The organism is Salinicola sp. JS01 (assembly GCF_030284585.1).
Classification (GTDB): domain Bacteria; phylum Pseudomonadota; class Gammaproteobacteria; order Pseudomonadales; family Halomonadaceae; genus Salinicola.
The window spans coordinates 92,780-116,539 of sequence record NZ_CP127244.1 but is presented as its reverse complement, the minus strand read 5'-3'; the positions used below and the strand labels follow the sequence as shown (position 1 = coordinate 116,539).

General features: G+C 63.0%; 14 protein-coding genes, 2 tRNA genes, 3 rRNA genes and 1 pseudogene. 4 read left to right on the top strand and 16 right to left on the bottom strand.

The window, feature by feature from the left end; genetic code table 11:
- Positions 1-52 precede the first annotated feature (52 nt).
- Together QO259_RS00590 and QO259_RS00585 are read right to left on the bottom strand one after the other, a co-directional pair.
- On the bottom strand, positions 53-511 hold the full coding sequence (locus tag QO259_RS00590) for a copper resistance protein NlpE N-terminal domain-containing protein (RefSeq protein ID WP_106418759.1): 459 nt from the start codon (positions 509-511) through the stop codon (positions 53-55).
- A gap of 209 nt (positions 512-720) precedes the next feature.
- Entirely contained in the window at positions 721-1,818 is a 1,098-nt protein-coding gene (locus tag QO259_RS00585; protein ID WP_285951389.1) for an alkene reductase, read from the bottom strand.
- Between the two features lie 224 nt (positions 1,819-2,042).
- Here QO259_RS00585 and hisC point away from each other — a divergent pair, with 224 nt between their 5' ends.
- Complete coding sequence (hisC, locus tag QO259_RS00580; RefSeq protein WP_285951388.1) at positions 2,043-3,095, top strand: histidinol-phosphate transaminase; 1,053 nt, start codon at positions 2,043-2,045, stop codon at positions 3,093-3,095.
- A gap of 10 nt (positions 3,096-3,105) precedes the next feature.
- Here the strand turns inward: hisC and QO259_RS00575 are convergent, their stop codons facing one another.
- The 9 genes from QO259_RS00575 to ilvC form a co-directional block, all read right to left on the bottom strand.
- On the bottom strand, positions 3,106-3,846 hold the full coding sequence (locus QO259_RS00575; protein ID WP_285951387.1) for an SDR family NAD(P)-dependent oxidoreductase: 741 nt from the start codon (positions 3,844-3,846) through the stop codon (positions 3,106-3,108).
- 246 nt (positions 3,847-4,092) lie between these two features.
- The gene (locus QO259_RS00570) at positions 4,093-4,458 is read right to left on the bottom strand and encodes a hypothetical protein (protein WP_285951349.1); all 366 of its coding nucleotides are present in this window, start codon (positions 4,456-4,458) and stop codon (positions 4,093-4,095) included.
- 318 nt (positions 4,459-4,776) lie between these two features.
- A 5S ribosomal RNA gene (gene rrf / locus QO259_RS00565) occupies positions 4,777-4,892 on the bottom strand.
- A gap of 159 nt (positions 4,893-5,051) precedes the next feature.
- A 23S ribosomal RNA gene (locus QO259_RS00560) occupies positions 5,052-7,940 on the bottom strand.
- Positions 7,941-8,180: 240 nt separating this feature from the next.
- Positions 8,181-8,256 (bottom strand) — tRNA-Ala (locus QO259_RS00555).
- Between the two features lie 103 nt (positions 8,257-8,359).
- Positions 8,360-8,436, bottom strand: a tRNA-Ile gene (locus QO259_RS00550).
- Between the two features lie 94 nt (positions 8,437-8,530).
- Positions 8,531-10,071: ribosomal RNA gene (locus QO259_RS00545) — 16S ribosomal RNA — on the bottom strand.
- The 16S, 23S and 5S rRNA genes sit together here with 2 tRNA genes alongside, the layout of an rRNA operon.
- Positions 10,072-10,738: 667 nt before the next feature.
- A complete protein-coding gene (pssA, locus tag QO259_RS00540) occupies positions 10,739-11,611 on the bottom strand; it encodes a CDP-diacylglycerol--serine O-phosphatidyltransferase (protein WP_051895614.1) in 873 nt (290 codons plus the stop codon).
- A 191-nt stretch (positions 11,612-11,802) separates the two neighbouring features.
- The gene (gene ilvC / locus QO259_RS00535) at positions 11,803-12,819 is read right to left on the bottom strand and encodes a ketol-acid reductoisomerase (protein ID WP_035470454.1); all 1,017 of its coding nucleotides are present in this window, start codon (positions 12,817-12,819) and stop codon (positions 11,803-11,805) included.
- Positions 12,820-12,998: 179 nt separating this feature from the next.
- Here ilvC and ilvY point away from each other — a divergent pair, with 179 nt between their 5' ends.
- Positions 12,999-13,883 (top strand): HTH-type transcriptional activator IlvY, encoded by an 885-nt coding sequence (ilvY, locus tag QO259_RS00530; RefSeq protein ID WP_285951386.1) that lies wholly within the window; start codon positions 12,999-13,001, stop codon positions 13,881-13,883.
- 131 nt (positions 13,884-14,014) lie between these two features.
- On the opposite strand, the gene ilvN is transcribed toward ilvY, so the two are convergent.
- Both ilvN and QO259_RS00520 read right to left on the bottom strand, forming a co-directional pair.
- On the bottom strand, positions 14,015-14,506 hold the full coding sequence (ilvN, locus tag QO259_RS00525; RefSeq protein WP_035470452.1) for an acetolactate synthase small subunit: 492 nt from the start codon (positions 14,504-14,506) through the stop codon (positions 14,015-14,017).
- Positions 14,506-16,229 (bottom strand): annotated as a pseudogene (locus QO259_RS00520) (acetolactate synthase 3 large subunit). The gene ilvN and the pseudogene QO259_RS00520 overlap by 1 nt, the downstream one beginning before the upstream one ends.
- 570 nt (positions 16,230-16,799) lie before the next feature.
- Between QO259_RS00520 and QO259_RS00515 the strand changes: the two are divergent.
- Entirely contained in the window at positions 16,800-18,173 is a 1,374-nt protein-coding gene (locus QO259_RS00515; RefSeq protein ID WP_285951385.1) for a sugar porter family MFS transporter, read from the top strand.
- A gap of 93 nt (positions 18,174-18,266) precedes the next feature.
- Here the strand turns inward: QO259_RS00515 and clpB are convergent, their stop codons facing one another.
- The 3 genes from clpB to rluD all read right to left on the bottom strand — a co-directional run bounded on the left by clpB (position 18,267) and on the right by rluD (position 22,793).
- The gene (gene clpB, locus QO259_RS00510) at positions 18,267-20,852 is read right to left on the bottom strand and encodes an ATP-dependent chaperone ClpB (protein ID WP_285951384.1); all 2,586 of its coding nucleotides are present in this window, start codon (positions 20,850-20,852) and stop codon (positions 18,267-18,269) included.
- 181 nt (positions 20,853-21,033) lie between these two features.
- The gene (gene pgeF / locus QO259_RS00505) at positions 21,034-21,837 is read right to left on the bottom strand and encodes a peptidoglycan editing factor PgeF (protein ID WP_502949124.1); all 804 of its coding nucleotides are present in this window, start codon (positions 21,835-21,837) and stop codon (positions 21,034-21,036) included.
- Positions 21,834-22,793, bottom strand: coding sequence for a 23S rRNA pseudouridine(1911/1915/1917) synthase RluD (gene rluD / locus QO259_RS00500; protein ID WP_285951383.1), 960 nt, complete (start codon positions 22,791-22,793; stop codon positions 21,834-21,836). The genes pgeF and rluD overlap by 4 nt, the downstream gene beginning before the upstream one ends.
- Before the next feature lie 119 nt (positions 22,794-22,912).
- On the opposite strand from rluD, the gene QO259_RS00495 reads away from it, so the two are divergent.
- Positions 22,913-23,725 carry an outer membrane protein assembly factor BamD gene (locus tag QO259_RS00495; RefSeq protein WP_035470448.1) on the top strand — a complete coding sequence of 271 codons (813 nt, stop codon included), beginning with the start codon at positions 22,913-22,915 and terminating at the stop codon, positions 23,723-23,725.
- Positions 23,726-23,760 lie beyond the last annotated feature (35 nt).

The window sequence follows — 23,760 nt, the reverse complement described above, 5'->3', positions numbered from 1 at the left end:
CGGACACAAAAAAGGCGGCCCGCAGGCCGCCTTGGCGATCGGCGCGAGGCGCTTACTGCTTGGTCAGGCGCAGCATCTGGCCGTTTTCGAACTGACGGCGCTGCGGGTCGATCAGCTCGAGAGTGTTGGGATCGATCTTCTGGAAGTAGTAGATCTGCCCCTCACCGTTCGGCGTCAGCTCGTAGACCGTGGCCTTGGGATCGGTGGCGGTCCCGGTCATCACGTCCCACTGACCCTGATACTGCTCCGGGCCCGGGTTCTGCGGATGGTTGATGTAGTCGGCCTCGAGCGTGAAGGTGCGCTCCGGCGCCGGCGACGACTCACTGCCGCTGAGGTTGACGGTCAGGTCGATACCGTCGCAACTACGGCAGGGCAGCGTGCCTTCGTAGGTCGTGGTGGTGGCGGAAGCGCCGGTGTCGGCCGTGCCAGACTGGGTCTGCGAGCCACCGCTGGCGCAACCTGCCAGCAAGGCTACCGTGGCGGCGCTGGCCAGCAACGTCCTGATCTGCATTTGGGTTCTCCTTACACTTCTGGGCCAAGCGGACCGCAGGGGCGGCCGCGTCACTACAGCGTGGTTGCTCTAACGTCGTCGCTACACCATAGCGGCTAGACGGCGATCACTAAAGCGTAGCGGCCACCGCGTCGCCGCTATCGGCGTATCGCCTAAGAATAGCGGCAAGCGCGCCGTGTGGCATCCCATCGGCACCACACGGCCCCGCGTCAGTCGAGCGTGGGATAATCGGTATAGCCCTCGGCACCGCCCCCATAGAAGGTATTCGGGTCGGGCTCGTTGAGCGCGGCATCGCGCTGGAAGCGCTCGACCAGATCCGGGTTGGCGATATAGGGCCGCCCATAGGCCGCGGCATCACCCAGGCCAGCGTCGATCAGCGCCTCGGCACGCTCGGCGGTGTAGTGGCCGCAGTAGATCAGGGTGCCGCTGAAGCGCTCGCGCAGGTCGCGGCGGAAAGCGTCACTCAACTGAGGGCCTTCGCCGGTCCAGTCCGGCTCGTTGATATGCAGATAGGCAATGCGACGCCGGCCCAGCTCGTCAGCGAGGTAACGCATCATCGCCTCCGGCTCGTCGTCGGAGAGCCCGAAGATCTCGATGAACGGCGACAGCCGCACGCCGACACGCCCGGCGCCCAGCTCTGCGCTCACCGCGTCGACCACTTCGAGCAGCAGTCGTGCGCGGTTGACCACATTGCCGCCGTAGCGGTCGCTGCGCTGATTGCTGCCGCTGGCGAGGAACTGCTGCAGCAGATAGGCATTGGCGGCATGCACTTCGACCATGTCGAAACCGGCACGTTTGGCGCGCTTGGCGGCCTGGCGATAATCCTCGATCAGCCCAGGGATCTCGCCTGTCTCCAAGGCCCGGGGGGTACTGGTCGGATGCTGGCCGGAGCTGCCGTCGGCGAACTCGACGAAGCAGTTGGCACCCTCGGCACGCAGTGCGCTCGGCGCCACCGGCTGCTGGCCTTCCGGCTGCACCATCTCGTGGGAGACGCGCCCCACGTGCCACAGCTGCAGGGCCATCTTGCCGCCTGCGCTGTGCACGGCATCGACCACCTGGCGCCAGCCCGCCTCCTGGGCGTCGGTCCAGATGCCCGGGGTGTAGACATAGCCACGCGCAGTGGGCGAGATATTGGTCGCTTCGCTGATGATCAAACCGGCGCCGGCGCGCTGGGCGTAGTACTCCGCCTGCAGGCGGCCGGGAATGCTGTCCGGGGTGCGGGCGCGTGTCAGCGGTGCCATCAGCACCCGATTGGCGAGTTCGATATCTCCGATCTGGAGCGGAGAGAGCAGTTTTTCGTAGGGCATGTTGATCCTTATCACTCGATGCGAGTTCTCTGAGGAGATGAGGTCATTAGAGGACTAATCAACCCCTCGTGATGCTGCTGCCCCAGACTTGCGCCGTCCTGCGACAGCGGTCACTATGACAGGCGCCGCAGCGCCGAGTGCGCCAATGCCGGGCGCCCCGGAACCGCTCCACCCCCCTATCGCCAACCACTTCCCGACACCGCCCAGACCCATCGCGAGAGATCATGAGCCAACTCTGGAGTCCTGCCGTCCGCGCCCTGACCCCCTACGTACCCGGCGAGCAGCCGCGGGAGAAACTGGTCAAGCTCAATACCAACGAGAACCCCTATCCGCCGTCGCCTGCGGTGGCCCAGGTGCTGCGCGATATCGACACCGAGCAGCTGCGCCGCTATCCCGACCCCGACTCCCGCGCACTGCGCGAAGCGCTGGCCGAAATCCATGGTGTGGCGCCGGAGCAGGTGTTCGTCGGCAACGGTTCGGACGAAGTGCTCGCGTTCGCCTTCCAGGCTTTCTTCTGTCAGCCCCAGCCGCTGCTGATGCCGGCGATCAGCTACAGCTTCTATCCGGTCTACTGCAAGCTCTATGACATCGCCTATCGCACCGTGGCGCTGGATGACCGCTGGGAGATCGCCCTCGACGCCTTCGACGGCGACAACGGCGGCGTGGTCTTCGCCAACCCCAACGCCCCCACGGGGCACGGCCATCCTCGTGCCGAGATCGCGCGGCTGCTGTCGCGCATCCAGGACAGCGTGGTGCTGGTCGACGAAGCCTACGTCGACTTCGGCGGCGAGAGCGCGGTGCCGCTGGTCGCGGATCACCCCAACCTGCTGATCACCGGCACGCTCTCCAAATCACGCAGCCTGGCGGGGCTGCGGCTGGGCTATGCGATCGGCTCACGCGAACTGATCGAGGGGCTGGAGCGGGTGAAGAACTCATTCAACTCCTATCCGGTCGATATGCTCGCCAGCGCGGTGGCGATCGCGGCGCTCAACGACCGTGAACACTTCAAGCGTTGCTGCCAGCAGGTGATGGCCACCCGCGAAGAGACACGTCGCTCGCTGGTCGAACTCGGCTTCGAGGTGCTGCCGTCGCAGACCAACTTCCTGTTCACCCGGCACCCGCGCTTCAATGGCGAGACACTGTTTGCCGGGCTGCGTGAACGCGGGATTCTGGTACGTCACTTCAATCGCGATGGCCTCAGCGATTTCCTGCGCATCTCCATCGGCACCGATGAAGAGATGCGAGGGCTGATCGGCGCGCTCGAAGCGCTGATCTAGGGAAACGCTTTCACCACGGCACAGGCTTGCCTGCCCAATCCCAGAAGGTGCCGCTCTCCTCGGGGCGGCGCTCACTGATCACCGTCAGCAGGCGCTCGGCGACGTACTCGGGGCTGAACAGTTTGCCCTCGGGCACGCGCCGCTGGAACGGTTGGGAGAGCGCGGTATCCGTCGTACCCGGATGCAGGCAGAGCACGATCGCCCGCTTGTTGTAGCGCGCCAGCTCGATGGCCGCCGTCCGCAGCAGCATGTTGTGTGCCGCCTTGCTCGCCCGATAGCCGTACCAGCCGCCGAAGCCGTTGTCCTCGATCGAACCGACCCGTGCCGACAGACTCGCCACCAGCGTCGGATGCTGCCCCTTCAGTGACCCCAGTACCGCCTTGAGCAGCAGCGCCGGGGTGATCGCATTGACATGGAACAGCGTCGCCAGGGTATCGGCATCGAGCTCCTCGAGACGCTTCTCGGGGGCAATGTCGCGCGCTGAGTCGTGCAGCATGCCCAGCGTATTGAACAGCAAATGCAGCGGCGCCCCGGCGAGTCGCTCGCCCAGACGCGCCAGGCCCGCTTCCTGAGTGAGATCGGCTTCCAATGTCTCGACCCGGTCATCGCCGAAGGCTGGCGGCTGACGCGACACTGCCACGATGCGCCCCACCCGCGATGTCTCCAAGAGACAGCGCACGACGGCCTGACCAATCCCACCACTGGCCCCGGTCACCACCGCAGTAAAATCGTCGGGTAATCGCTCCAGCATACCGCCGCCTCCCCTTATGATCGCAGGCTCGGCACTCAAGCCTTCCCGTCTCGACAGACTAGTTCAGCGACAGGCCTGGCGCTCTCTACACCCACACACAAAAAGCCCCGGCGCGGGGGCGGGCCGGGGAAGTGGAGGTGTAGGGTCTGGCGCTCGCGATTCCGGGTGTACGGAGCGTGGCGCCTTGTTTGCGAGATGACTTTTGGGAGAGGCACGAGCGCGACTCGTGCCGGGGCTCAGCGGTCCTCAGTCGAGGCTGGCGAAGCTCACCTCGACGTCGCCTTGGTGGGCAGCGTTGACGTTCTGCAGCGCCTGGGCGGCAGCCACGCTCTGCCCTTGGCCGACCAGGTCGGCGTCACCGGCACGCAGGTGGGTACCGCGCTGGGTCTGCTCGGCGACCTGCACCAGGGCCTGATTGGCCGCAGTGCTATGGCCACCGCTGACCGTATCGACGCTGTAGCGGGTCGGCAGCGCCTTGTAGTCGCTGACCACTTGGGTGTTCAGCGGCTGTTGCAGCGAGGCGAAGGCGGCTTTCTCGGCAGCGCTATTGGCCTGGGCTACGGCCGGCAGAGCGACGATCAGGGCGATGGCGGTAAGAAGACGGGTTTTCATGGTGAACCTCCAATGACTGTCGGGTCTATCGATTCGGGGGTTGGGTCTTGGCCTCAACCGTTGATGACAGTATGGGGGCGCCACTGTTAGCGGGCTAATCGAATACGCTGAAGGCGACTATCACGCGCATCGATGCAAGAACCAAGCCCGTAAAACGGCAACTATCCACAGGCGGTCCTCCCTGGAGCTCGATAAAGGGGATGGGGATAAGTTAAAGGCAGCATGCCTGAGCCGCGTAGCGGGGAAAGGTTTCGAAGGATTCAGGTCCCAGAAACGAGTGAACCCCAGTCTCTGACGAGACTGGGGTTCGGTATAGGTGCCTGACGATGTCCTACTCTCACATGGGGAGACCCCACACTACCATCGGCGCTAAGCGGTTTCACTTCTGAGTTCGGCATGGAATCAGGTGGTTCCCACTCGCTATGGTCGTCAGGCAAAACTGACGTCGACATGAACCTGTGACACGCTTTCACGCGCCAGCTTCACATCGACCAATCTGGATCATGCTGATGATACGTCTCTTGCCTATCCGGCCATTGTCGCGATGTGATCGCGCGACCCCTGTCTGGAGTATCCAGACCCCTTGGGGTTATATGGTCAAGCCTCACGGGGCATTAGTACACGTTAGCTCAACGCCTTGCAGCGCTTCCACACCGTGCCTATCAACCAGCTCGTCTTGCTGGACCCTTTAGGAGACTCGAAGTCTCAGGGAGATCTCATCTTGAAGGGGGCTTCCCGCTTAGATGCCTTCAGCGGTTATCCCGTCCGCACATAGCTACCCGGCAGTGCCACTGGCGTGACAACCGGAACACCAGAGGTGCGTCCACTCCGGTCCTCTCGTACTAGGAGCAGCGCTTCTCAAATCTCCAACGCCCACGGCAGATAGGGACCGAACTGTCTCACGACGTTCTAAACCCAGCTCGCGTACCACTTTAAATGGCGAACAGCCATACCCTTGGGACCGACTTCAGCCCCAGGATGTGATGAGCCGACATCGAGGTGCCAAACACCGCCGTCGATGTGAACTCTTGGGCGGTATCAGCCTGTTATCCCCGGAGTACCTTTTATCCGTTGAGCGATGGCCCTTCCATACAGAACCACCGGATCACTAGAACCTACTTTCGTACCTGCTCGACGTGTCTGTCTCGCAGTTAAGCACCCTTATGCTCTTGCACTCAATGCACGATTTCCAACCGTGCTGAGGGTACCTTCGTGCTCCTCCGTTACTCTTTCGGAGGAGACCGCCCCAGTCAAACTACCCACCACACACTGTCCTTACACCGGATCACGGTGCGAAGTTAGAACGCCAATGATGCCAGGCTGGTATTTCAAGGTTGGCTCCACCGCAACTGGCGTCACGGTTTCCAAGCCTCCCAGCTATCCTACACAAGCAACATCAGCGTCCAGTGTGAAGCTATAGTAAAGGTTCACGGGGTCTTTCCGTCTAGCCGCGGGTACACAGCATCTTCACTGCGATTTCAATTTCACTGAGTCTCGGGTGGAGACAGCGTGGCCATCATTACGCCATTCGTGCAGGTCGGAACTTACCCGACAAGGAATTTCGCTACCTTAGGACCGTTATAGTTACGGCCGCCGTTTACCGGGGCTTCGATCAGGAGCTTCGCTTGCGCTAACACCATCAATTAACCTTCCGGCACCGGGCAGGCGTCACACCCTATACGTCCGCTTACGCGTTAGCAGAGTGCTGTGTTTTTAATAAACAGTTGCAGCCACCTGGTATCTTCGACCGGTTCGCGCTAGGAGAGCGAGTCTCTTCACGCTACGCCGGCGCACCTTCTCCCGAAGTTACGGTGCCATTTTGCCTAGTTCCTTCACCCGAGTTCTCTCAAGCGCCTTGGGATTCTCACCCTGACCACCTGTGTCGGTTTGGGGTACGGTCGCATGTGATCTGAAGCTTAGAGGCTTTTCCTGGAAGCGTGGCATCGATGACTTCCGGACCGTAGTCCGTTCGTCTCGTCTCTCGGCCTTGAGAGCCCGGATTTGCCTAAGCTCTCAGCCTACTGACTTTCACCAGGACAACCAACGCCTGGCTCACCTAGCCTTCTTCGTCCCCCCATCGCAACCACATCCGGTACGGGAATATTGACCCGTTTCCCATCGACTACGCTTTTCAGCCTCGCCTTAGGGGCCGACTCACTCTGCTCCGATTGACGTAGAACAGAAACCCTTGGTCTTCCGGCGGGGGAGGTTTTCACTCCCCTTGTCGTTACTCATGTCAGCATTCGCACTCGTGATACCTCCAGCATGCTTCTCAACACACCTTCGCAGGCTTACACGACGCTCCTCTACCGCTCATCCTGAGGATGAACCCGTAGCTTCGGCATCTGGTTTGAGCCCCGTTACATCTTCCGCGCAGGCCGACTCGACTAGTGAGCTATTACGCTTTCTTTAAAGGATGGCTGCTTCTAAGCCAACCTCCTAGCTGTCTATGCCTTCCCACATCGTTTCCCACTTAACCAGAATTTGGGGGCCTTAGCTGACGGTCTGGGTTGTTTCCCTTTTCACGACGGACGTTAGCACCCGCCGTGTGTCTCCCACGCTCTACTCACCGGTATTCGGAGTTTGCCTCGGGTTGGTAACCCGGGATGGGCCCCTAGCCGAAACAGTGCTCTACCCCCGGCGGTAATACGTGAGGCGCTACCTAAATAGCTTTCGAGGAGAACCAGCTATCTCCGAGCTTGATTAGCCTTTCACTCCGATCCACAGCTCATCCGAATCTTTTTCAACAGATCCCGGTTCGGGCCTCCAGTCAGTGTTACCTGACCTTCACCCTGGCCATGGATAGATCGCCCGGTTTCGGGTCTATATCCAGCGACTGGTCGCCCAGTTAAGACTCGATTTCTCTACGCCTCCCCTATACGGTTAAGCTCGCCACTGAATATAAGTCGCTGACCCATTATACAAAAGGTACGCGGTCACAGAACGAGTCTGCTCCCACTGCTTGTACGCACACGGTTTCAGGATCTATTTCACTCCCCTCTCCGGGGTTCTTTTCGCCTTTCCCTCACGGTACTGGTTCACTATCGGTCAGCCAGGAGTATTTAGCCTTGGAGGATGGTCCCCCCATGTTCAGTCAAGGTTTCACGTGCCCCGACCTACTCGATTTCACAGGATCAGGTTTTCGACTACGGGGCTATCACCCGCTATGGCCGGACTTTCCAGACCGTTCGTCTAACCAGTCACCTGCTTAAGGGCTACTCCCCGTTCGCTCGCCGCTACTGGGGGAATCTCGGTTGATTTCTTTTCCTCGGGGTACTTAGATGTTTCAGTTCCCCCGGTTCGCTTCCCAACACCTATGGATTCAGTGTGGGATACCCAGCTTATGCTGGGTGGGTTTCCCCATTCGGACATGCCCGGGTCACAGGTTGTTTGCCACCTCACCGAGCCTTTTCGCAGGCTACAACGTCCTTCATCGCCTCTGGCTGCCAAGGCATCCACCGTGTGCGCTTAATCGCTTGACCATATAACCCGAAGGAGTCTGGTCGCGCGATCACAACGACAATTGCCGGATACGCTTGAGACGTATCACTTTTCGCTCTTCGCCATTCCAACTACGAATGGTGAAGAACTGTCAGCATGATCCACATTGTTAAAGAGCGTTTAGAGCAGAAGCTCTAAGCGATCGACTCGGTCGCGGTGAGCGACGAAGCGGATGGCTTAGAACTCGGTGACTGTGTGGCGCGAGCCAACGGGGAACGATTTGGTGGAGCCAAGCGGGATCGAACCGCTGACCTCCTGCGTGCAAGGCAGGCGCTCTCCCAGCTGAGCTATGGCCCCAGATAATCCAGCTATCTGGATAATTTTCGTCATGACAAGGCGTTTCACGGTGACGCATAGCCTGCTATGCGAGCCGGGAAACAACGCGGTCATGGCGTAAATTTGGTGGGTCTGGGCCGATTTGAACGGCCGACCTCACCCTTATCAGGGGTGCGCTCTAACCAACTGAGCTACAGACCCGGCTTTACCACTGGGTCCGTGACCCAAACAGTCATTGCTCTTGGTCGATCAGGTAATTGATTGTGAGCGCTTATCTCGCGATCCGCTAATCGTTTAAGGAGGTGATCCAGCCGCAGGTTCCCCTACGGCTACCTTGTTACGACTTCACCCCAGTCATGAACCACACCGTGGTGATCGCTCCCCCGAAGGTTAAGCTAACCACTTCTGGTGCAGTCCACTCCCATGGTGTGACGGGCGGTGTGTACAAGGCCCGGGAACGTATTCACCGTGACATTCTGATTCACGATTACTAGCGATTCCGACTTCACGGAGTCGAGTTGCAGACTCCGATCCGGACTGAGGCCGGCTTTCTGGGATTCGCTCCACCTCGCGGTCTCGCAACCCTTTGTACCGGCCATTGTAGCACGTGTGTAGCCCTACCCGTAAGGGCCATGATGACTTGACGTCGTCCCCACCTTCCTCCGGTTTGTCACCGGCAGTCTCCTTAGAGTTCCCACCATTACGTGCTGGCAAATAAGGACAAGGGTTGCGCTCGTTACGGGACTTAACCCAACATTTCACAACACGAGCTGACGACAGCCATGCAGCACCTGTCTCAGAGTTCCCGAAGGCACCAAGGCATCTCTGCCAAGTTCTCTGGATGTCAAGGGTAGGTAAGGTTCTTCGCGTTGCATCGAATTAAACCACATGCTCCACCGCTTGTGCGGGCCCCCGTCAATTCATTTGAGTTTTAACCTTGCGGCCGTACTCCCCAGGCGGTCGACTTATCGCGTTAACTGCGCCACTAAGTCCTTAAAGGTCCCAACGGCTAGTCGACATCGTTTACGGCGTGGACTACCAGGGTATCTAATCCTGTTTGCTACCCACGCTTTCGCACCTCAGTGTCAGTGTCAGGCCAGAAGGCCGCCTTCGCCACTGGTATTCCTCCCGATCTCTACGCATTTCACCGCTACACCGGGAATTCTACCTTCCTCTCCTGCACTCTAGTCTGGCCGTTCCGGATGCCGTTCCCAGGTTGAGCCCGGGGCTTTCACAACCGGCGTGCCAAACCACCTACGCGCGCTTTACGCCCAGTAATTCCGATTAACGCTCGCACCCTCCGTATTACCGCGGCTGCTGGCACGGAGTTAGCCGGTGCTTCTTCTGCGAGTGATGTCCTTCTTGACGGGTATTAGCCGCCAAGCCTTCTTCCTCGCTGAAAGTGCTTTACAACCCGAGGGCCTTCTTCACACACGCGGCATGGCTGGATCAGGCTTGCGCCCATTGTCCAATATTCCCCACTGCTGCCTCCCGTAGGAGTCTGGGCCGTGTCTCAGTCCCAGTGTGGCTGATCATCCTCTCAGACCAGCTACGGATCGTCGCCTTGGTGAGCCATTACCTCACCAACCAGCTAATCCGACATAGGCTCATCCGATAGCGCAAGGTCCGAAGAGCCCCTGCTTTCTCCCGTAGGACGTATGCGGTATTAGCCTGGGTTTCCCCAGGTTATCCCCCACTACCGGGCAGATTCCTATGCATTACTCACCCGTCCGCCGCTCGCCACCAGGGAGCAAGCTCCCCGTGCTGCCGCTCGACTTGCATGTGTTAGGCCTGCCGCCAGCGTTCAATCTGAGCCATGATCAAACTCTTCAGTTAAAAGTCTGATAGTCCTTACCTCTTCCCTGCCCGAAGACAAAAGAAGTGAAGCGGACCAAACTTGGTTCAAGGTCAAACGAATCTTAGACGAGTCGCTTGCCTTGATATGCTGTGACTGGCGTCACGCAAGACAAGCGCCCACATCAATTACCTGATCGATTGTTAAAGAGCGTCCTTACTTGAAGTCTCGTCTCACGTGGACGTGCCGAGCCTTCTGCCGTGACCCTAAAGTGACTCAAGTGCTTGTCAGCGCTTGCTTTCTGGGTCGCCGTAAGGAGAGGCGTATTCTAAGGATCTTGGCGAAGATGTCAACGTCTTTCTTGTCGATTCTTGCCCGGCTCACGTTGCTGCCTGAGAACCGATCCTGGAAAAGCGAGGGGCGCATTTTGCTACCCCCGAGGCTAAGTGTCAATCGATTTTTTCAATCTTTTCAACAGCTTAGCTAGCCTTTCCACCAACCCCGAGAACCTGTCTCGGCGTCAGCGGATGCGTACTTTACGGATCTACCCCCGCCTTGGCAAGGGGAAATGTCGAAAAAGTGTCGCCGCGTTCCGGCGCCGGCGCTAGAGGCCGCGTATGGCGTGACTTCTGAAGGAAAATCCATCCGGCCAGAGACGCCGACGCCCGCACGAGGCGGGCGTCGGTAGACGTCGATGGCAGTCCTGCGTCAGTCGTCCTGGGCCTGCTGGTCACCAGAGGCACTGCGGCGCTTGTCCCGGCGTGCCTTGTTGAGCCGCCCCAGCGCAAACAGCGGCCCCGACACCACGTAGCAGCCAAAGAGCGCCAGCAGCATCACCGAGGGTTCGATCGAGATCAGCACGAACAGCAGCACGATCACCAGCAGGAAGACGAAGGGGACGGGGCCCTTGAAGTCGATCTCCTTGAAGCTGTGGTAGCGCACGTTGCTCACCATCAGTACGCCGGCGGCGGCGACGACGACCGTCATCAGTACCTTGAAGCCGATGGACTCGGCATCGAAGGTATGGAAGACCCAGACGCAGCCGGCGACCACTGCGGCGGCCGAGGGGCTGGGCAGGCCGACGAACCACTTCTTGTCGGTACTGCCGATCTGCACGTTGAAGCGTGCCAGCCGCAGCGCCGCCCCGGAGACGAAGATGAAGGCAGCGATCCAGCCGATCTTGCCGATATCCTGGAGAATCCAGGTGAAGGCAACCAGCGCCGGCGCCATGCCGAACGAGACCATGTCGGCGAGGCTGTCGAATTCGGCGCCGAAGGCGCTCTGGGTGTTGGTCAGGCGCGCCACCCGGCCATCCAGACCGTCGAGCACCATGGCGATGAAGATCGCGATCGCCGCCTTGGCGTAGTCACCGTTGATCGCCGCGACGATCGAGTAGAAGCCGGCGAACAGCGCCGAGAGGGTGAACAGATTGGGCAGCAGATAGATGCCGCGACGGCGGATGCGCTTGCCGTTCTCCACCGTTTCCTCGATCACCTCGTCCTCGTCGTCGAACAGCGGCGAGGTCGCGCCGATGGTGATGGTTTCGGGCTCCTGCTCGTGGTGGCGTTCTTCCTGCGTCATGGCGGCGAGTCCTTTGATATCGAGAGCGTTCCGGTATGCAAGCCGGGCAATTCTACCCACAGCCTAGCGGCAATCGCGACACATACCCTACCCGCGCACGCAAACTTTCACCCGGGCAGATAAGCGGACATACACGCAAAAGGGGCGCGACCTCGGTCGCGCCCCTAGTTGCCTACCGCGTTCGATGCAGCTCAGTTCTTGCTCTTGTCGACCAGCTGGTTGGCGGTGATCCACGGCATCATGCCACGCAGCTTCTCACCCACCTGCTCGATCGGGTGCTCGGCGGTCTGGCGCCGGCGGGCGTTGAGCGAGGCGTAGTTGCAGGCGCCTTCGGCGATGAACATCTTGGCGTATTCGCCATCCTGGATGCGCTTGAGTGCCTTGCGCATCGCTTCTTTCGAGCTCTCGTTGATGATCTCGCGGCCGGTCACGTATTCACCGTACTCGGCGTTGTTGGAGATCGAGTAGTTCATGTTGGCGATGCCGCCTTCGTACATCAGGTCGACGATCAGCTTGAGTTCGTGGAGACACTCGAAGTAGGCCATCTCGGGGGCGTAGCCCGCTTCGGTCAGGGTCTCGAAACCCGCCTTGACCAGCTCGACCGCGCCGCCGCAGAGGACCGCCTGCTCGCCGAACAGGTCGGTTTCGGTCTCGTCCTTGAAGGTGGTCTCGATGATCCCGCTGCGGCCACCGCCGATCGCCGCGGCGTAGGAGAGTGCGATCTCCTTGGCCTGGCCGGAGGCGTTCTGGTGGATCGCGATCAGGTCGGGGATACCACCGCCACGCACGAACTCGGAACGTACGGTGTGGCCCGGCGCCTTGGGCGCGACCATGATCACGTCGAGATCGGCGCGCGGCTGGACCTGGCTGTAGTGGATGTTGAAGCCGTGGGCGAAGGCAACGGTGGCACCCTCTTTCAGGTTCGGCTCGATCTCCTGCTCGTAGATCACCTTCTGGTTCTCGTCCGGCGCCAGGATCATGACCACATCGGCGCTCTTGCACGCCTCGGCGACGCTGGCCACCTTGAGGCCGGCACCTTCGGCCTTGGCGGCGGAAGAGGAACCCTTGCGCAGTGCCACGGTCACGTCGACACCGGACTCCTTGAGGTTATTGGCGTGGGCGTGGCCCTGGGAGCCATAACCCACGATGGTGACCTGCTTGGATTGGATCAGCGCGAGGTCACAGTCCTTGTCGTAATACACGTGCATGGCAAACTCCGATATCGATGCGAGCAGTCTGAAAAGTGTCGGGTCGGTATAGCGATCGCGCCGGCCGCCAGAGCGGGCGGTGATCGTCGAACCGTGATGCCACGATAAGGCAAGCGCCTCGTTGCGTAAAACGCTATATTTGCAATGCGACATTTCACGTTAAGCAACGAGCACGCTCCATGGACTACCGCCCGCTCACCCACTTTCTGGCCCTGGCCGACCATCTCCACTTCGGCCGCGCCAGTGACGCCTGCCATATCAGCCCCTCGACCCTGAGCCGCTCTCTGCGCCAGCTCGAGGAGAGCCTGGGCGTGACCCTGTTCGAGCGCGACAATCGCCATGTCGAGCTGACCCGGGAGGGGCAGCTTTTCCACACCTATGCGCGGGAGACGCTGGAGCAGTGGCAGACGCTGCAGCGCGAGCTGATGGCAGAGACTCGGGAGCTTGCCGGCGAACTCAGCATCTACTGTTCGGTCACCGCCAGCTACAGCTTCCTCTACCGCCTGCTGAGCGAATTCCGCCAGCGCCATCCGCGCATCGAGATCAAGCTGCACACCGGCGACCCGGCGGATGCGATTGCCCGGGTCCAGGCCGAGCAGGAGGAGATGGCGATCACCGCGCGCCCGCGCAGCCTGCCGGACGCGGTGGCGTTCAAGCCGCTGGCGACGTCGCCGCTGGTGTTCATCGCCCCGCGTGACGGTGCCGCCTGGCTGCCGGCGACCCCGGAGGTGCCAACGCCTGCCCAGTGGCGCGACGTGCCGATGATCCTGTCTGAGTCGGGGCTTTCCCGCGATCATGCCGACACCTGGTTCCGCGCGCTCGGGGTACGCCCGCGCATCTACGCCCAGGTCGCCGGCAACGAAGCGATCGTCAGCATGGTCGGGCTCGGCTTCGGCGTGGGCATCGTGCCGCGCATCGTGCTCGACAACAGCCCGCTGCTCGACCGTATCGCCATTCTGCCGGTCAAGCCCGAGCTGCCTCACTACGACGTCGGCCTGTGCGTGCTCAAGCGCCGTCTCAAGAGCGCCCTGATCGAAGCGCTCTGGACGCAATTGCCGGGCTGAGTCAGGTGCGACCGTGCCACCCCGGCGCGCCCCGCGAGTCCCCATGCCATGAGATTCCATCCCGAGGACACATAGCAAAACGCCCGGCGGAATCGCTTCCGCCGGGCGTCATGCCGTTGCCGTCGACGCAGCTACAGCGACAGCAGCTTGTCACCGCGGGCGATACCGGAAACCCCGGTCCGCGCCACTTCGAGAATGCCGATCGGCGCCATTGCCTGAACGAAGGCGTCGAGCTTGCCGGCATCCCCGGTGATCTGCACGGTGTAGACGCTCGGCGTCACGTCCACGATCTGCGCCCGGAAGATGTCCGCGGTGCGCTTGACCTCGTCACGGCTGGCGCCCAGCGCCTTGACCTTGACCAGCATCAGCTCGCGCTCGATATGGTTGCCCTCGGTCAGGTCGACCAGCTTGACCACGTCGATCAGCTTGTTGAGGTGCTTGGTGATCTGCTCGATCACCCGGTCGTCGCCCACCGTGGTGACGGTCAGCCGCGACAGCGAGGGATCTTCCGTCGGCGCCACGTTCAGCGTTTCGATGTTGAAGTTGCGCTGGGAGAACAGTCCCACCACGCGGGACAGGGCGCCGGGTTCGTTTTCCAGCAGAATCGAGATGATATGGCGCATCAGGTCCGCTCCGTCTTCGACAGCAACATGTCACGCATGGAGCCCAGCGGCACCTGCATCGGATAGACGTGTTCGAAAGGATCGACGTAGATATCGAGGAACACGAGCTCATTGGTGTCGGCGAAGGCACGCTCCAGCGCCGGCTCCAGCTCAGCGAAGGTCGTCACCTTGATCGCGGTGAAGCCGTAGGCCTCGATCAACTTGGCGAAGTCCGGCAGCGACTCCATGTAGGAGTGGGCGTGGCGGGACTTGTAGTTGAGATCCTGCCACTGGCGCACCATGCCCAGCGACTGGTTGTTGAGGTTGACGATCTTGACCCCGACATCGAACTGCTTACACGTCGACAGCTCCTGCATCATCATCTGGAAGCTGCCTTCACCGGTGAAGCAGACCACGTCGTCCTGCGGGAAATTGAGCTTGACGCCCATCGCCGCCGGGAAGCCGAAGCCCATGGTGCCGAGGCCGCCGGAGGTGATGAACCGGTTGGGCTTGGCGAACTTGTAGTACTGGGCCGCGAACATCTGGTGCTGCCCCACGTCGGTAGTGACGAAGGCTTCGCCGCGGGTGGCGCGGTAGACCGCCTCGATCACCTCCTGCGGCTTGAGTGCCTCGCCCGGCTTCGACGGCTCGTAGAGCTTGCCTTCGCGCTCGGCGCGCCAGCCGTCGATGGTTTTCCACCACTCGGTGAGTGCATCGGGGCTGGCCGGCTCGCGGTCCTGCAGCAGGCTGATCATCTCGTCGATCACGCTGCCTGCGGCACCGACGATGGGCACGTCCGCGCGCACCGTCTTGGAGATCGAGCTGGGGTCGATATCGACATGCACGATCTTGGCCGTGGGGCAGAACTTCGAGGTGTTGTTGGTGACGCGGTCATCGAAGCGCGCGCCGATGGCGATGATCAGATCGGCGTGGTGCATCGCCATGTTGGCTTCATAGCTGCCGTGCATGCCGAGCCAGCCGAGGGAGCAGCGGTCACCCTGGGGAAGCCGCCGATCCCCATCAGCGTGGTGGTGATCGGAAAGCCCAGACGCTGCACCAGATCGGTCAGCGCTTCGGAGGCGCGCCCGGTGATGATGCCACCGCCGGTATAGAACACCGGACGCCGCGCCTTGAGCATCATGTCGACCGCTTTTTTGATCTGGCCGGTATGCCCGCGCGTGACCGGGTTGTAGGAGCGAATCTTGACCTTCTTCGGATAGACGTACTCGTAGCGCTCGGTGGGCGACGTCATGTCCTTGGGAATGTCCACCAGCACCGGGCCGGGGCGTCCGGTGGCGGCGAGGTAGAACGCCTTCTTCAGCACCTCGGGGATCTCGCTCGGGTGCTTGATCGAGAAGCTGTGCTTCACCACCGGGCGCGTCACGCCGACGATATCGGTCTCCTGGAAGGCGTCTTCGCCGATCAGGTGGCTCATCACCTGGCCGCACAGCACCACCATGGGAATCGAGTCCATGTAGGCGGTGGCGATGCCGGTGACGGCATTGGTGGCGCCGGGACCGGAGGTGACCAGCACCACGCCGGGCTTGCCGGTGGCACGGGCATAGCCGTCGGCGGCGTGGGTCGCGGCCTGTTCGTGGCGAACGAGAATGTGCTTGACGCTATCCTGGCGAAAGAGGGCATCGTAGATGTGCAATGCCGCACCGCCCGGGTAGCCGTAGATATGCTCCACCCCTTCGTCTTTCAGGAAGCGGGCGATCATATCGGCGCCGGAAAGTAATTCCACTGGTGAGTCTCCCCTGGAGGTTCGAGTGCCACTGCGCGATTTCCGCGATCGCGTAGCGTTAATGCGGCGGTACGCCGCTACCGACATGCCGTCGGCGCCTGATGCCATAATCCTGGCTATGGGCCCTGGGTGGGGACCCGCACTCATGGAAACCGTCGTGACCGGCAGGTCGACGCGGCTCCCGGCACGGCAGATCGCCGTGTGGGGTTGGCGGGGACGAGCGGGTGGCCCGTTCCCCTCTTTCCTGAGAAAGAGTTCCTTCGACAGGCGGGTAGAGGTCACGCAGAACCTACCCTTCACGCAGCGGCCAGGGGTCGCCCGACAATGGCTGCGCCCGCAATCAGGAGTCGCCTAGATTCTCCCAGCGCTCCCGGAGTGTCAACCTTGGCGGGCACCCGGCGCCAGCACCGGCCATCGGCGCCCGACACGCGCACCCCTCCGTTTACCGAAGCGCGACGAAAGTCTACCGACGAACGCTCGCATCTGCGTCGATCCCTTGCTGTAATGCGCAAGCTGAATCGATTCATCTCATGCATACCGCGTCGTTCGACCCGGAGAAGGAGGAGTTCCATGTCGCGTATCGTCCAGTGGTCGATCACGGTAGCCCTGGCCGGGTTTCTATTCGGCTTCGATACCGCGGTCATCTCCGGCGCCGACAAGCCCATCCAGGCGCTGTGGGGGCTGAGCGACCTGCAGCACGGTCTGCTGGTGATGTCGATGGCGCTGTGGGGCACGGTGATCGGCGCCATCTGGGGCAACTACCCCACCGACCGCCTGGGCCGGCGCGCCACCCTGCTGCTGATCGGCGGGCTCTATCTGGTCTCGGCGGTGGGCTCGGCACTGGCCAGCGATCCTTACTGGTTCTCGTTCTTCCGCCTAATAGGCGGTATCGGTGTGGGCGTCTCCTCGGTGGCGGCTCCCACCTATATTTCCGAGATCGCGCCGAGCGAGCGCCGTGGCCTGCTGGTGGGGCTCTATCAGTTCAACGTGGTATTCGGCATCCTGATGGCGTTCGTCTCCAACTATGTGATCGGCGCGCTGGTCGACGGCCAGGCGTGGCGCTGGATGCTCGGCGTCGAGGCGCTGCCGGCGCTGATCTACACCCTGATGGTGCTGCGCATTCCGCGCAGCCCGCGCTGGCTGATCCTGCACCGCAACGACACCGAGGGCGCCGCCGCGGTGCTGCGTCAGCTCGACCCGCAGGCCGACGTCGACGCCCAGGTCACCGCCATTCGCGCCGCCGACGACAGCGACGGGCAGCAGGCGCGACCGGCGTTCTTCTCCGGCCGCTATCGCCTGCCGATCCTGCTGGCGTTCCTGATTGCCTTCTTCAATCAGCTCTCCGGCATCAACTTCATCATCTACTACGCCCCCCGGGTACTCGAAGCGGCCCAGCTCGGCAGCAGCGCGGCCCTGCTCTCGACCGTGGGCATCGGGGTGATCAACCTGCTGTTCACCATGCTCGGCATGGCACTGATCGACCGCCTGGGGCGGCGCACCCTGCTCTATATCGGCTCGGTGGGGTATATCGTCTCGCTGGTGCTGATCTCGCGCGCCTTCTTCTCGAATGATCTGGGCGGTCTCGACGTGCCCCTGCTGCTGTGTCTGTTCATCGCCGCCCACGCCATCAGCCAGGGGGCGATCATCTGGGTCTTCATCGCCGAAATCTTCCCCAATCAGGTACGCGCCCGCGGCCAGTCATTCGGCAGCTCGGTGCACTGGATCTGCGCTGCCTGCATTGCGCTAGTGATGCCCACGGTGCTGGGGCACTTCAACGGCGGGCCGGTATTCGCCTTCTTCGCCGTGATGATGGTGCTGCAGGTGCTGTTCGTGATGTTCCTGATGCCCGAGACCAAGGGCGTCTCGCTGGAGGCGCTGCAGCGCCGCCTGGTGCGCGGCGCGAGCGACCCGACGGCGCCCCGGCGCCAGCCCGCCCGCGCCTGAGCGACCCGGGTTCCCGGCAAGCCCCGCCCCAGAAAAGACAAGAGCCCCGCCTGTCGGCGGGGCTCTGTCATGGTTATGCGTCGTGCAGCGATATCAGGTCGAGAACACCAGATGATCGTCCTCGGCGCGGACCCGGATGGTGTCGCCCGGAGCAAAGCGCCCGGCCAGTAGATCCTGCGCCAGCGGGTTCTCGATCCGGTTCTGGATCGCACGCTTGAGCGGGCGCGCCCCGTAGACGGGGTCGAAGCCCACCACCGCCAGCTGGGCCATGGCGTCGCTGCTGACCTCGAGCCCGAGATCGCGCTCGGCGAGCCGCCGGCGCAGACGCTCGAGCTGGATCGAGGCGATCGCCTGGATCTGCTCCTGGCCAAGGGCGTGGAACACCACCACCTCGTCGATACGGTTGATCAGCTCGGGGCGGAAGTGGTTGCCCACCACTGCCATCACCGCGTCGCGCATCGCCGCGTAGTCGGACTCCTCGCCGCCCATGCGCTGGATCACATCGGAGCCCAGGTTGGAGGTCATCACGATCACGGTGTTGCGGAAATCCACCGTGCGCCCCTGGCCATCGGTCAGGCGCCCATCCTCGAGTACCTGCAGCAGGATGTTGAAGACATCCGGATGCGCCTTCTCGACCTCGTCGAGCAGCAGTACCGAGTAGGGCTTGCGCCGCACGGCTTCGGTCAGGTAGCCGCCCTCTTCGTAGCCGACATAGCCCGGCGGCGCCCCGATCAGCCGCGCCACCGAGTGCTTCTCCATGAACTCGGACATGTCGATGCGCACCATCGCCTCTTCGGTGTCGAAGAGGAAACTGGCCAGCGACTTGCACAGCTCGGTCTTGCCCACCCCGGTGGGACCGAGGAACAGGAACGAGCCGTTGGGCCGGTTGGGGTCGGAGAGCCCGGCCCGCGAACGGCGCACGGCGTTGGCCACCGCGGTGACCGCTTCGTCCTGACCGATCACCCGCTTGTGCAGCGCCTCTTCCATGCGCAGCAGCTTGTCACGCTCCCCCTCGAGCATCTTGGCCACCGGAATCCCGGTCCAGCGCGACACCACTTCGGCAATCTCCTCCTCGGTCACGTTGGAGCGCAGGAGCTGGTGCTCCGCCGCGCCGCTGGCCTCGCTCTCGCTGCTCTCGGCGATCTGCTGCTCGAGCTTGGGGATGACCCCGTACTGCAGCTCGGACATGCGTCCGAGATCGCCCTGGCGCCGCGCCGCTTCGAGGTCGATACGCGCCTGTTCGAGATCGGCCTTGTACTGGGCCGCCCCCTGGATGCTGGCCTTCTCCGCCTTCCACACCTGCTCGAGGTCGGCGTATTCGCGCTCGAGTTCATCGATCAGGCTTTCGAGATTCTCCAGGCGCTTGCGCGAGGCCTCGTCGGTCTCCTTCTTCAGCGCCTCACGCTCCATCTTGAGCTGGATCAGACGCCGTTCGAGACGATCCATCTCCTCCGGCTTGGAGTCGAGCTCCATGCGGATGCGCGAGGCCGCCTCGTCGATCAGGTCGATCGCCTTGTCGGGCAGCTGGCGGTCGGTGATATAGCGGGTCGAAAGCTTGGCTGCGGCGATGATCGCGCCGTCGGTGATGTCGACCCCGTGGTGGACCTCGTAGCGCTCCTTGAGCCCGCGCAGGATGGCGACGGTGTCCTCTTCGCTAGGCTCGTCCACCAGCACCTTCTGGAAGCGCCGCTCCAGCGCCGCATCCTTCTCGATGTACTGGCGGTACTCATCGAGAGTGGTCGCCCCCACGCAGTGCAGCTCACCGCGGGCCAGCGCCGGCTTGAGCATGTTGCCGGCATCCATCGAGCCCTCGGCCTTGCCCGCGCCGACCATGGTGTGCAGCTCGTCGATGAACAGGATCACCCGCCCCTCTTCCTTGGCCAGCTCGTTGAGCACCGCCTTGAGCCGCTCCTCGAAGTCGCCGCGGAACTTGGCCCCGGCCAGCAGTGCGCCCATGTCCAGCGACAGCACGCGCTTCTCCTTGAGCCCCTCCGGCACCTCGCCGTTGACGATGCGCTGGGCCAGCCCTTCGACGATCGCGGTCTTGCCCACGCCCGGCTCGCCGATCAGCACCGGGTTGTTCTTGGTCCGCCGCTGCAGCACCTGGATAGTGCGGCGAATCTCGTCGTCGCGCCCGATCACCGGATCGAGCTTGCCGTCGCTGGCGCGGGCGGTCAGGTCGAGGGTGTACTTTTCCAGCGCCTCGCGCTTCTCTTCGGCGTTGGCGTCGTCGACCTGAGCGCCGCCGCGCACCTCGCTGATCGCCGTGGCCAGACGCTTGCGCTCCAGCCCGGCCTGGGTCAGCACCTTGGCCACGCCGCCCTTGAGATCGAGCGCGGCGAGCAGCACCAGCTCGATCGCAATGTAGTGGTCGCCGCGGCTCTGGGCCTCGCGGTCGGCCAGATTGAACAGCCGCCCCAGGTCCTGGCTCATGCTGACGTTGCCGTCGAACTGGCCGACTTCGGGCAGCTTGTCGAGATAGCTCGTCAGCCCCTCGCGCAGACGGCTGACGTCGCCGCCCACCTTCTGCACCAGGCCCTTGACGCCGCTGTCGCGCATCTCCAGCAGCGCCATCAGCAGGTGGCCCGGGTCGAGCTGATTGTGGCCGCGGCCAACCGCCAGCGATTGCGCCTCGGCCAGGGCGTTCTGCAACTTCGTGGTCATGCGATCCATACGCATCGGATTCCCTCCAGAGCCGGCCGACCGGGTCGGCGGCGAATCAGTTCATCAGTTGACAGCTAGATGGAGGTATGTTTGCACAATTCAAGCGCTGCGCATGAAAAATTCGCCTGCGCCAAATGGACGCAGACGAATCTCATTCATGTGAGAGTCGGATACTGGGGGAGCAGGAAAGCGCGCCTCAGCGCAGCCAGATCACGCTGGCCATATGCCCGGTGCGGCCCTGATCACGGCGGTAGGAGTAGAAGCGCGTCTCGTCGCAGGCGGTGCAGAAGTGGCCGCCGCTGATCGAGTGGATGCCCAGGCGTTCGAGGCGCAGACGCGCCAGCTTGTAGAGATCGGCCATGTGGTGGCCGAGCCGGTAGGGGCTGCGGTCGAAGGCGCTCTCGGCCTCCGGCTGGACCGCGACGAAGGCTTCGAACACTTCCGGGCCGACCTCGAACTGGGCATTCGAGATCGCCGGCCCGAACCACACCAGGATCTCGCTCGGGTCGACGCCCAGCGCGGCCACGCTGGCCTCCAGCACGCCACCGGCGAGCCCGCGCCAGCCGGCGTGGGCCACGCCCACTCGGGTCCCCGCACGATCGCAGAAGAACACCGGCAGGCAGTCGGCGGTGAGCACCACGCAGGCGTAGTCACGCCCGCTGGTGACCGCCGCATCGGCCTCGGGCGGCGTCTCGCGGTACTCGGGCTGATAGCTCTGCATCACCCGCGCCCCATGGACCTGCTTGAGCCAGAACAGCGGGCGCCCGTCGCCCACCTCCAGCGACAGCAGCTCACGGCAGCGCGCCACCGTCCGCGGGTCGTCGCCCTTGAAGCCCTGCGGATTGAAGGCGGCGAAGTGGCCGCGGCTGGGGCCTGTCTGACGCGTGGTGACGAAGGCGCCGACGGTGCTCGGCGCCGCCCAGTCAGGCAGGATCAGCGTCGGCGCATCGCTGGCCGGCGGGGCCATGCCGGGCAGTCCGGAAGCGTCACTCAGACTCATGCCTCGCCCTCCCGGTCCTGACGCAGCGCATCCAGCAGCAGGAACATGTCATCGGGCAGCGGCGCGCGACACTCCACCGGCTCGCCGCTGACGGGATGCGTGAAGCGCAGCTTGTGCGCATGCAGCGCCTGGCGCGGGAAATCGCGCAGCAGCGTCTTGAGCGACTCGCCGGCGCCGGCGGGCAGCTTGAGCCGCCCGCCATAGACCGGATCCCCGACCAGCGGATAGCGCACATGGGCCAGATGCACGCGGATCTGGTGGGTGCGCCCGGTCTCCAGACGACAGCGCACGTGGGTGTGCCCACGGAAGCGCTCCTGGACCCGGTAGTGGGTCACCGCCGGCTTGCCACCATTGATGACCGCCTGACGCTGACGATCCTTGGGATGGCGCCCGATCGGCGCATCCACGGTACCGCCGGCGGTCATGGTGCCGACCACGATGGCGTCGTACTCCCGCGACACGCTACGCGCCTGCAACTGCTCGACCAGTGCGGTCTGGGCCTCCAGCGTCTTGGCCACCATCATCAGCCCGGTGGTGTCCTTGTCGAGACGGTGCACGATGCCGGCACGGGGGATACCGGCCAGCGCCGGGAAATGGTGCAGCAGGGCGTTGAGCAGGGTGCCGTCGGGGTTGCCGGCGGCGGGATGCACCACCAGCCCGGCGGGCTTATCGATGACCACCACCGCGTCGTCTTCGTGGACGATGGTCAGCGGGATATCCTGCGCCTCCCAGCGGGTCTCGGCTTCCAGCTGCGCGTCGAGCGCCAGCCGTTCACCGCCGAACACCTTGTCCTTGGGTCGCGCCGTGCGCCCGTCGAGGCTCAGCTCGCCCTGCTGGATCCAGCTCTTGAGCCGCTCACGGGAGAACTCGGGGAACATTTCGGCCGCCGCCTGGTCCAGACGTCGTCCGGCCAAATGCTCGGGTATGCGCTCGTCACGCTTGAGGATGTCGGCCATACGTCGGGAAGGGTTCCGTTTCGCCGGTACATTTCGCCGCTACCGGGGTTTGCTTTATAGTGAGCGGATTCGGCGGATTCTATCACGGCCGCCAGGGATTGGTTGATACGAGGATGACGATGCGATTTTCAGCGCGATTTCCCGCACTGGGCGCCCTGCTGATGTCGGGCGCGCTGCTCGCCGGGTGCGCCAGTAACGAGCCCGCCCCCGATCTGCAGGAGCAGGAGCTCTACCAGCAGGCCCAGAGCTCGCTCGATGCCGGCCGTTTCTCTACCGCGGTGACCCAGCTGGAAGCGCTCGATACCCGTTTCCCCTTCGGTCGCTACGCCGAGCAGGCGCAATTGGAGCAGATCTACGCCTACTACAAGGTGGAGAACTGGGAGCAGGCGCGTGCCGCCGCCAGCCGCTTCATTCGCCTGCACCCGGATCATCCGCAGGTCGACTACGCCTACTACATGCGTGGGCTGGCCGCCTATCAGGCGGGCCGCTTCAGCCTCGAAGGCCTGGAGCTGATCGACATCTCCAAGCGCGACCTGGGCGCCTCGCGTGACGCCTATGTCGACTTCGGCGAGCTGGTGCGGCGCTTCCCCGACAGCGCCTACGCCCCGGACGCGCGCCAGCGCATCATCTATCTGCGCAACGTGATGGCGCGCCACGAGCTGCAGGTAGCCGACTTCTACCTGCGCAAGGGCGCCTATGTCGCCGCGATCGAGCGCGGACGCTGGGTGATCGAGCACTACCCCAAGTCCACCGCGACCCGAGATGCCCTGGCGGTGATGGTCGAAGGCTATCTGGGTCTGGACATGCGCGGTCGCGCCCAGAGCGTGCTCAAGACGCTGATCGCCAACGATCCCGACAACGCCCAGCTCGATGGCAACACTTTCGAGCCCAAGCACGTCAAGGTGAACCCGCCGCTCACCGCCAACGGCTGAGCAGCCGGAACCCAAAAAAACCGCGACCCAGTCGC

Excerpts from the sequence above, each read along its gene's own strand:
- QO259_RS00590 (WP_106418759.1), bottom strand. The coding sequence starts at position 511 with ATGCAGATCAGGACGTTGCTGGCCAGCGCCGCCACGGTAGCCTTGCTG.
- QO259_RS00585 (WP_285951389.1), bottom strand. The coding sequence starts at position 1,818 with ATGCCCTACGAAAAACTGCTCTCTCCGCTCCAGATCGGAGATATCGAA.
- hisC (WP_285951388.1), top strand. The coding sequence starts at position 2,043 with ATGAGCCAACTCTGGAGTCCTGCCGTCCGCGCCCTGACCCCCTACGTA.
- QO259_RS00575 (WP_285951387.1), bottom strand. The coding sequence starts at position 3,846 with ATGCTGGAGCGATTACCCGACGATTTTACTGCGGTGGTGACCGGGGCC.
- QO259_RS00570 (WP_285951349.1), bottom strand. The coding sequence starts at position 4,458 with ATGAAAACCCGTCTTCTTACCGCCATCGCCCTGATCGTCGCTCTGCCG.
- pssA (WP_051895614.1), bottom strand. The coding sequence starts at position 11,611 with ATGACGCAGGAAGAACGCCACCACGAGCAGGAGCCCGAAACCATCACC.
- ilvC (WP_035470454.1), bottom strand. The coding sequence starts at position 12,819 with ATGCACGTGTATTACGACAAGGACTGTGACCTCGCGCTGATCCAATCC.
- ilvY (WP_285951386.1), top strand. The coding sequence starts at position 12,999 with ATGGACTACCGCCCGCTCACCCACTTTCTGGCCCTGGCCGACCATCTC.
- ilvN (WP_035470452.1), bottom strand. The coding sequence starts at position 14,506 with ATGCGCCATATCATCTCGATTCTGCTGGAAAACGAACCCGGCGCCCTG.
- QO259_RS00515 (WP_285951385.1), top strand. The coding sequence starts at position 16,800 with ATGTCGCGTATCGTCCAGTGGTCGATCACGGTAGCCCTGGCCGGGTTT.
- clpB (WP_285951384.1), bottom strand. The coding sequence starts at position 20,852 with ATGCGTATGGATCGCATGACCACGAAGTTGCAGAACGCCCTGGCCGAG.
- pgeF (WP_502949124.1), bottom strand. The coding sequence starts at position 21,837 with ATGAGTCTGAGTGACGCTTCCGGACTGCCCGGCATGGCCCCGCCGGCC.
- rluD (WP_285951383.1), bottom strand. The coding sequence starts at position 22,793 with ATGGCCGACATCCTCAAGCGTGACGAGCGCATACCCGAGCATTTGGCC.
- QO259_RS00495 (WP_035470448.1), top strand. The coding sequence starts at position 22,913 with ATGCGATTTTCAGCGCGATTTCCCGCACTGGGCGCCCTGCTGATGTCG.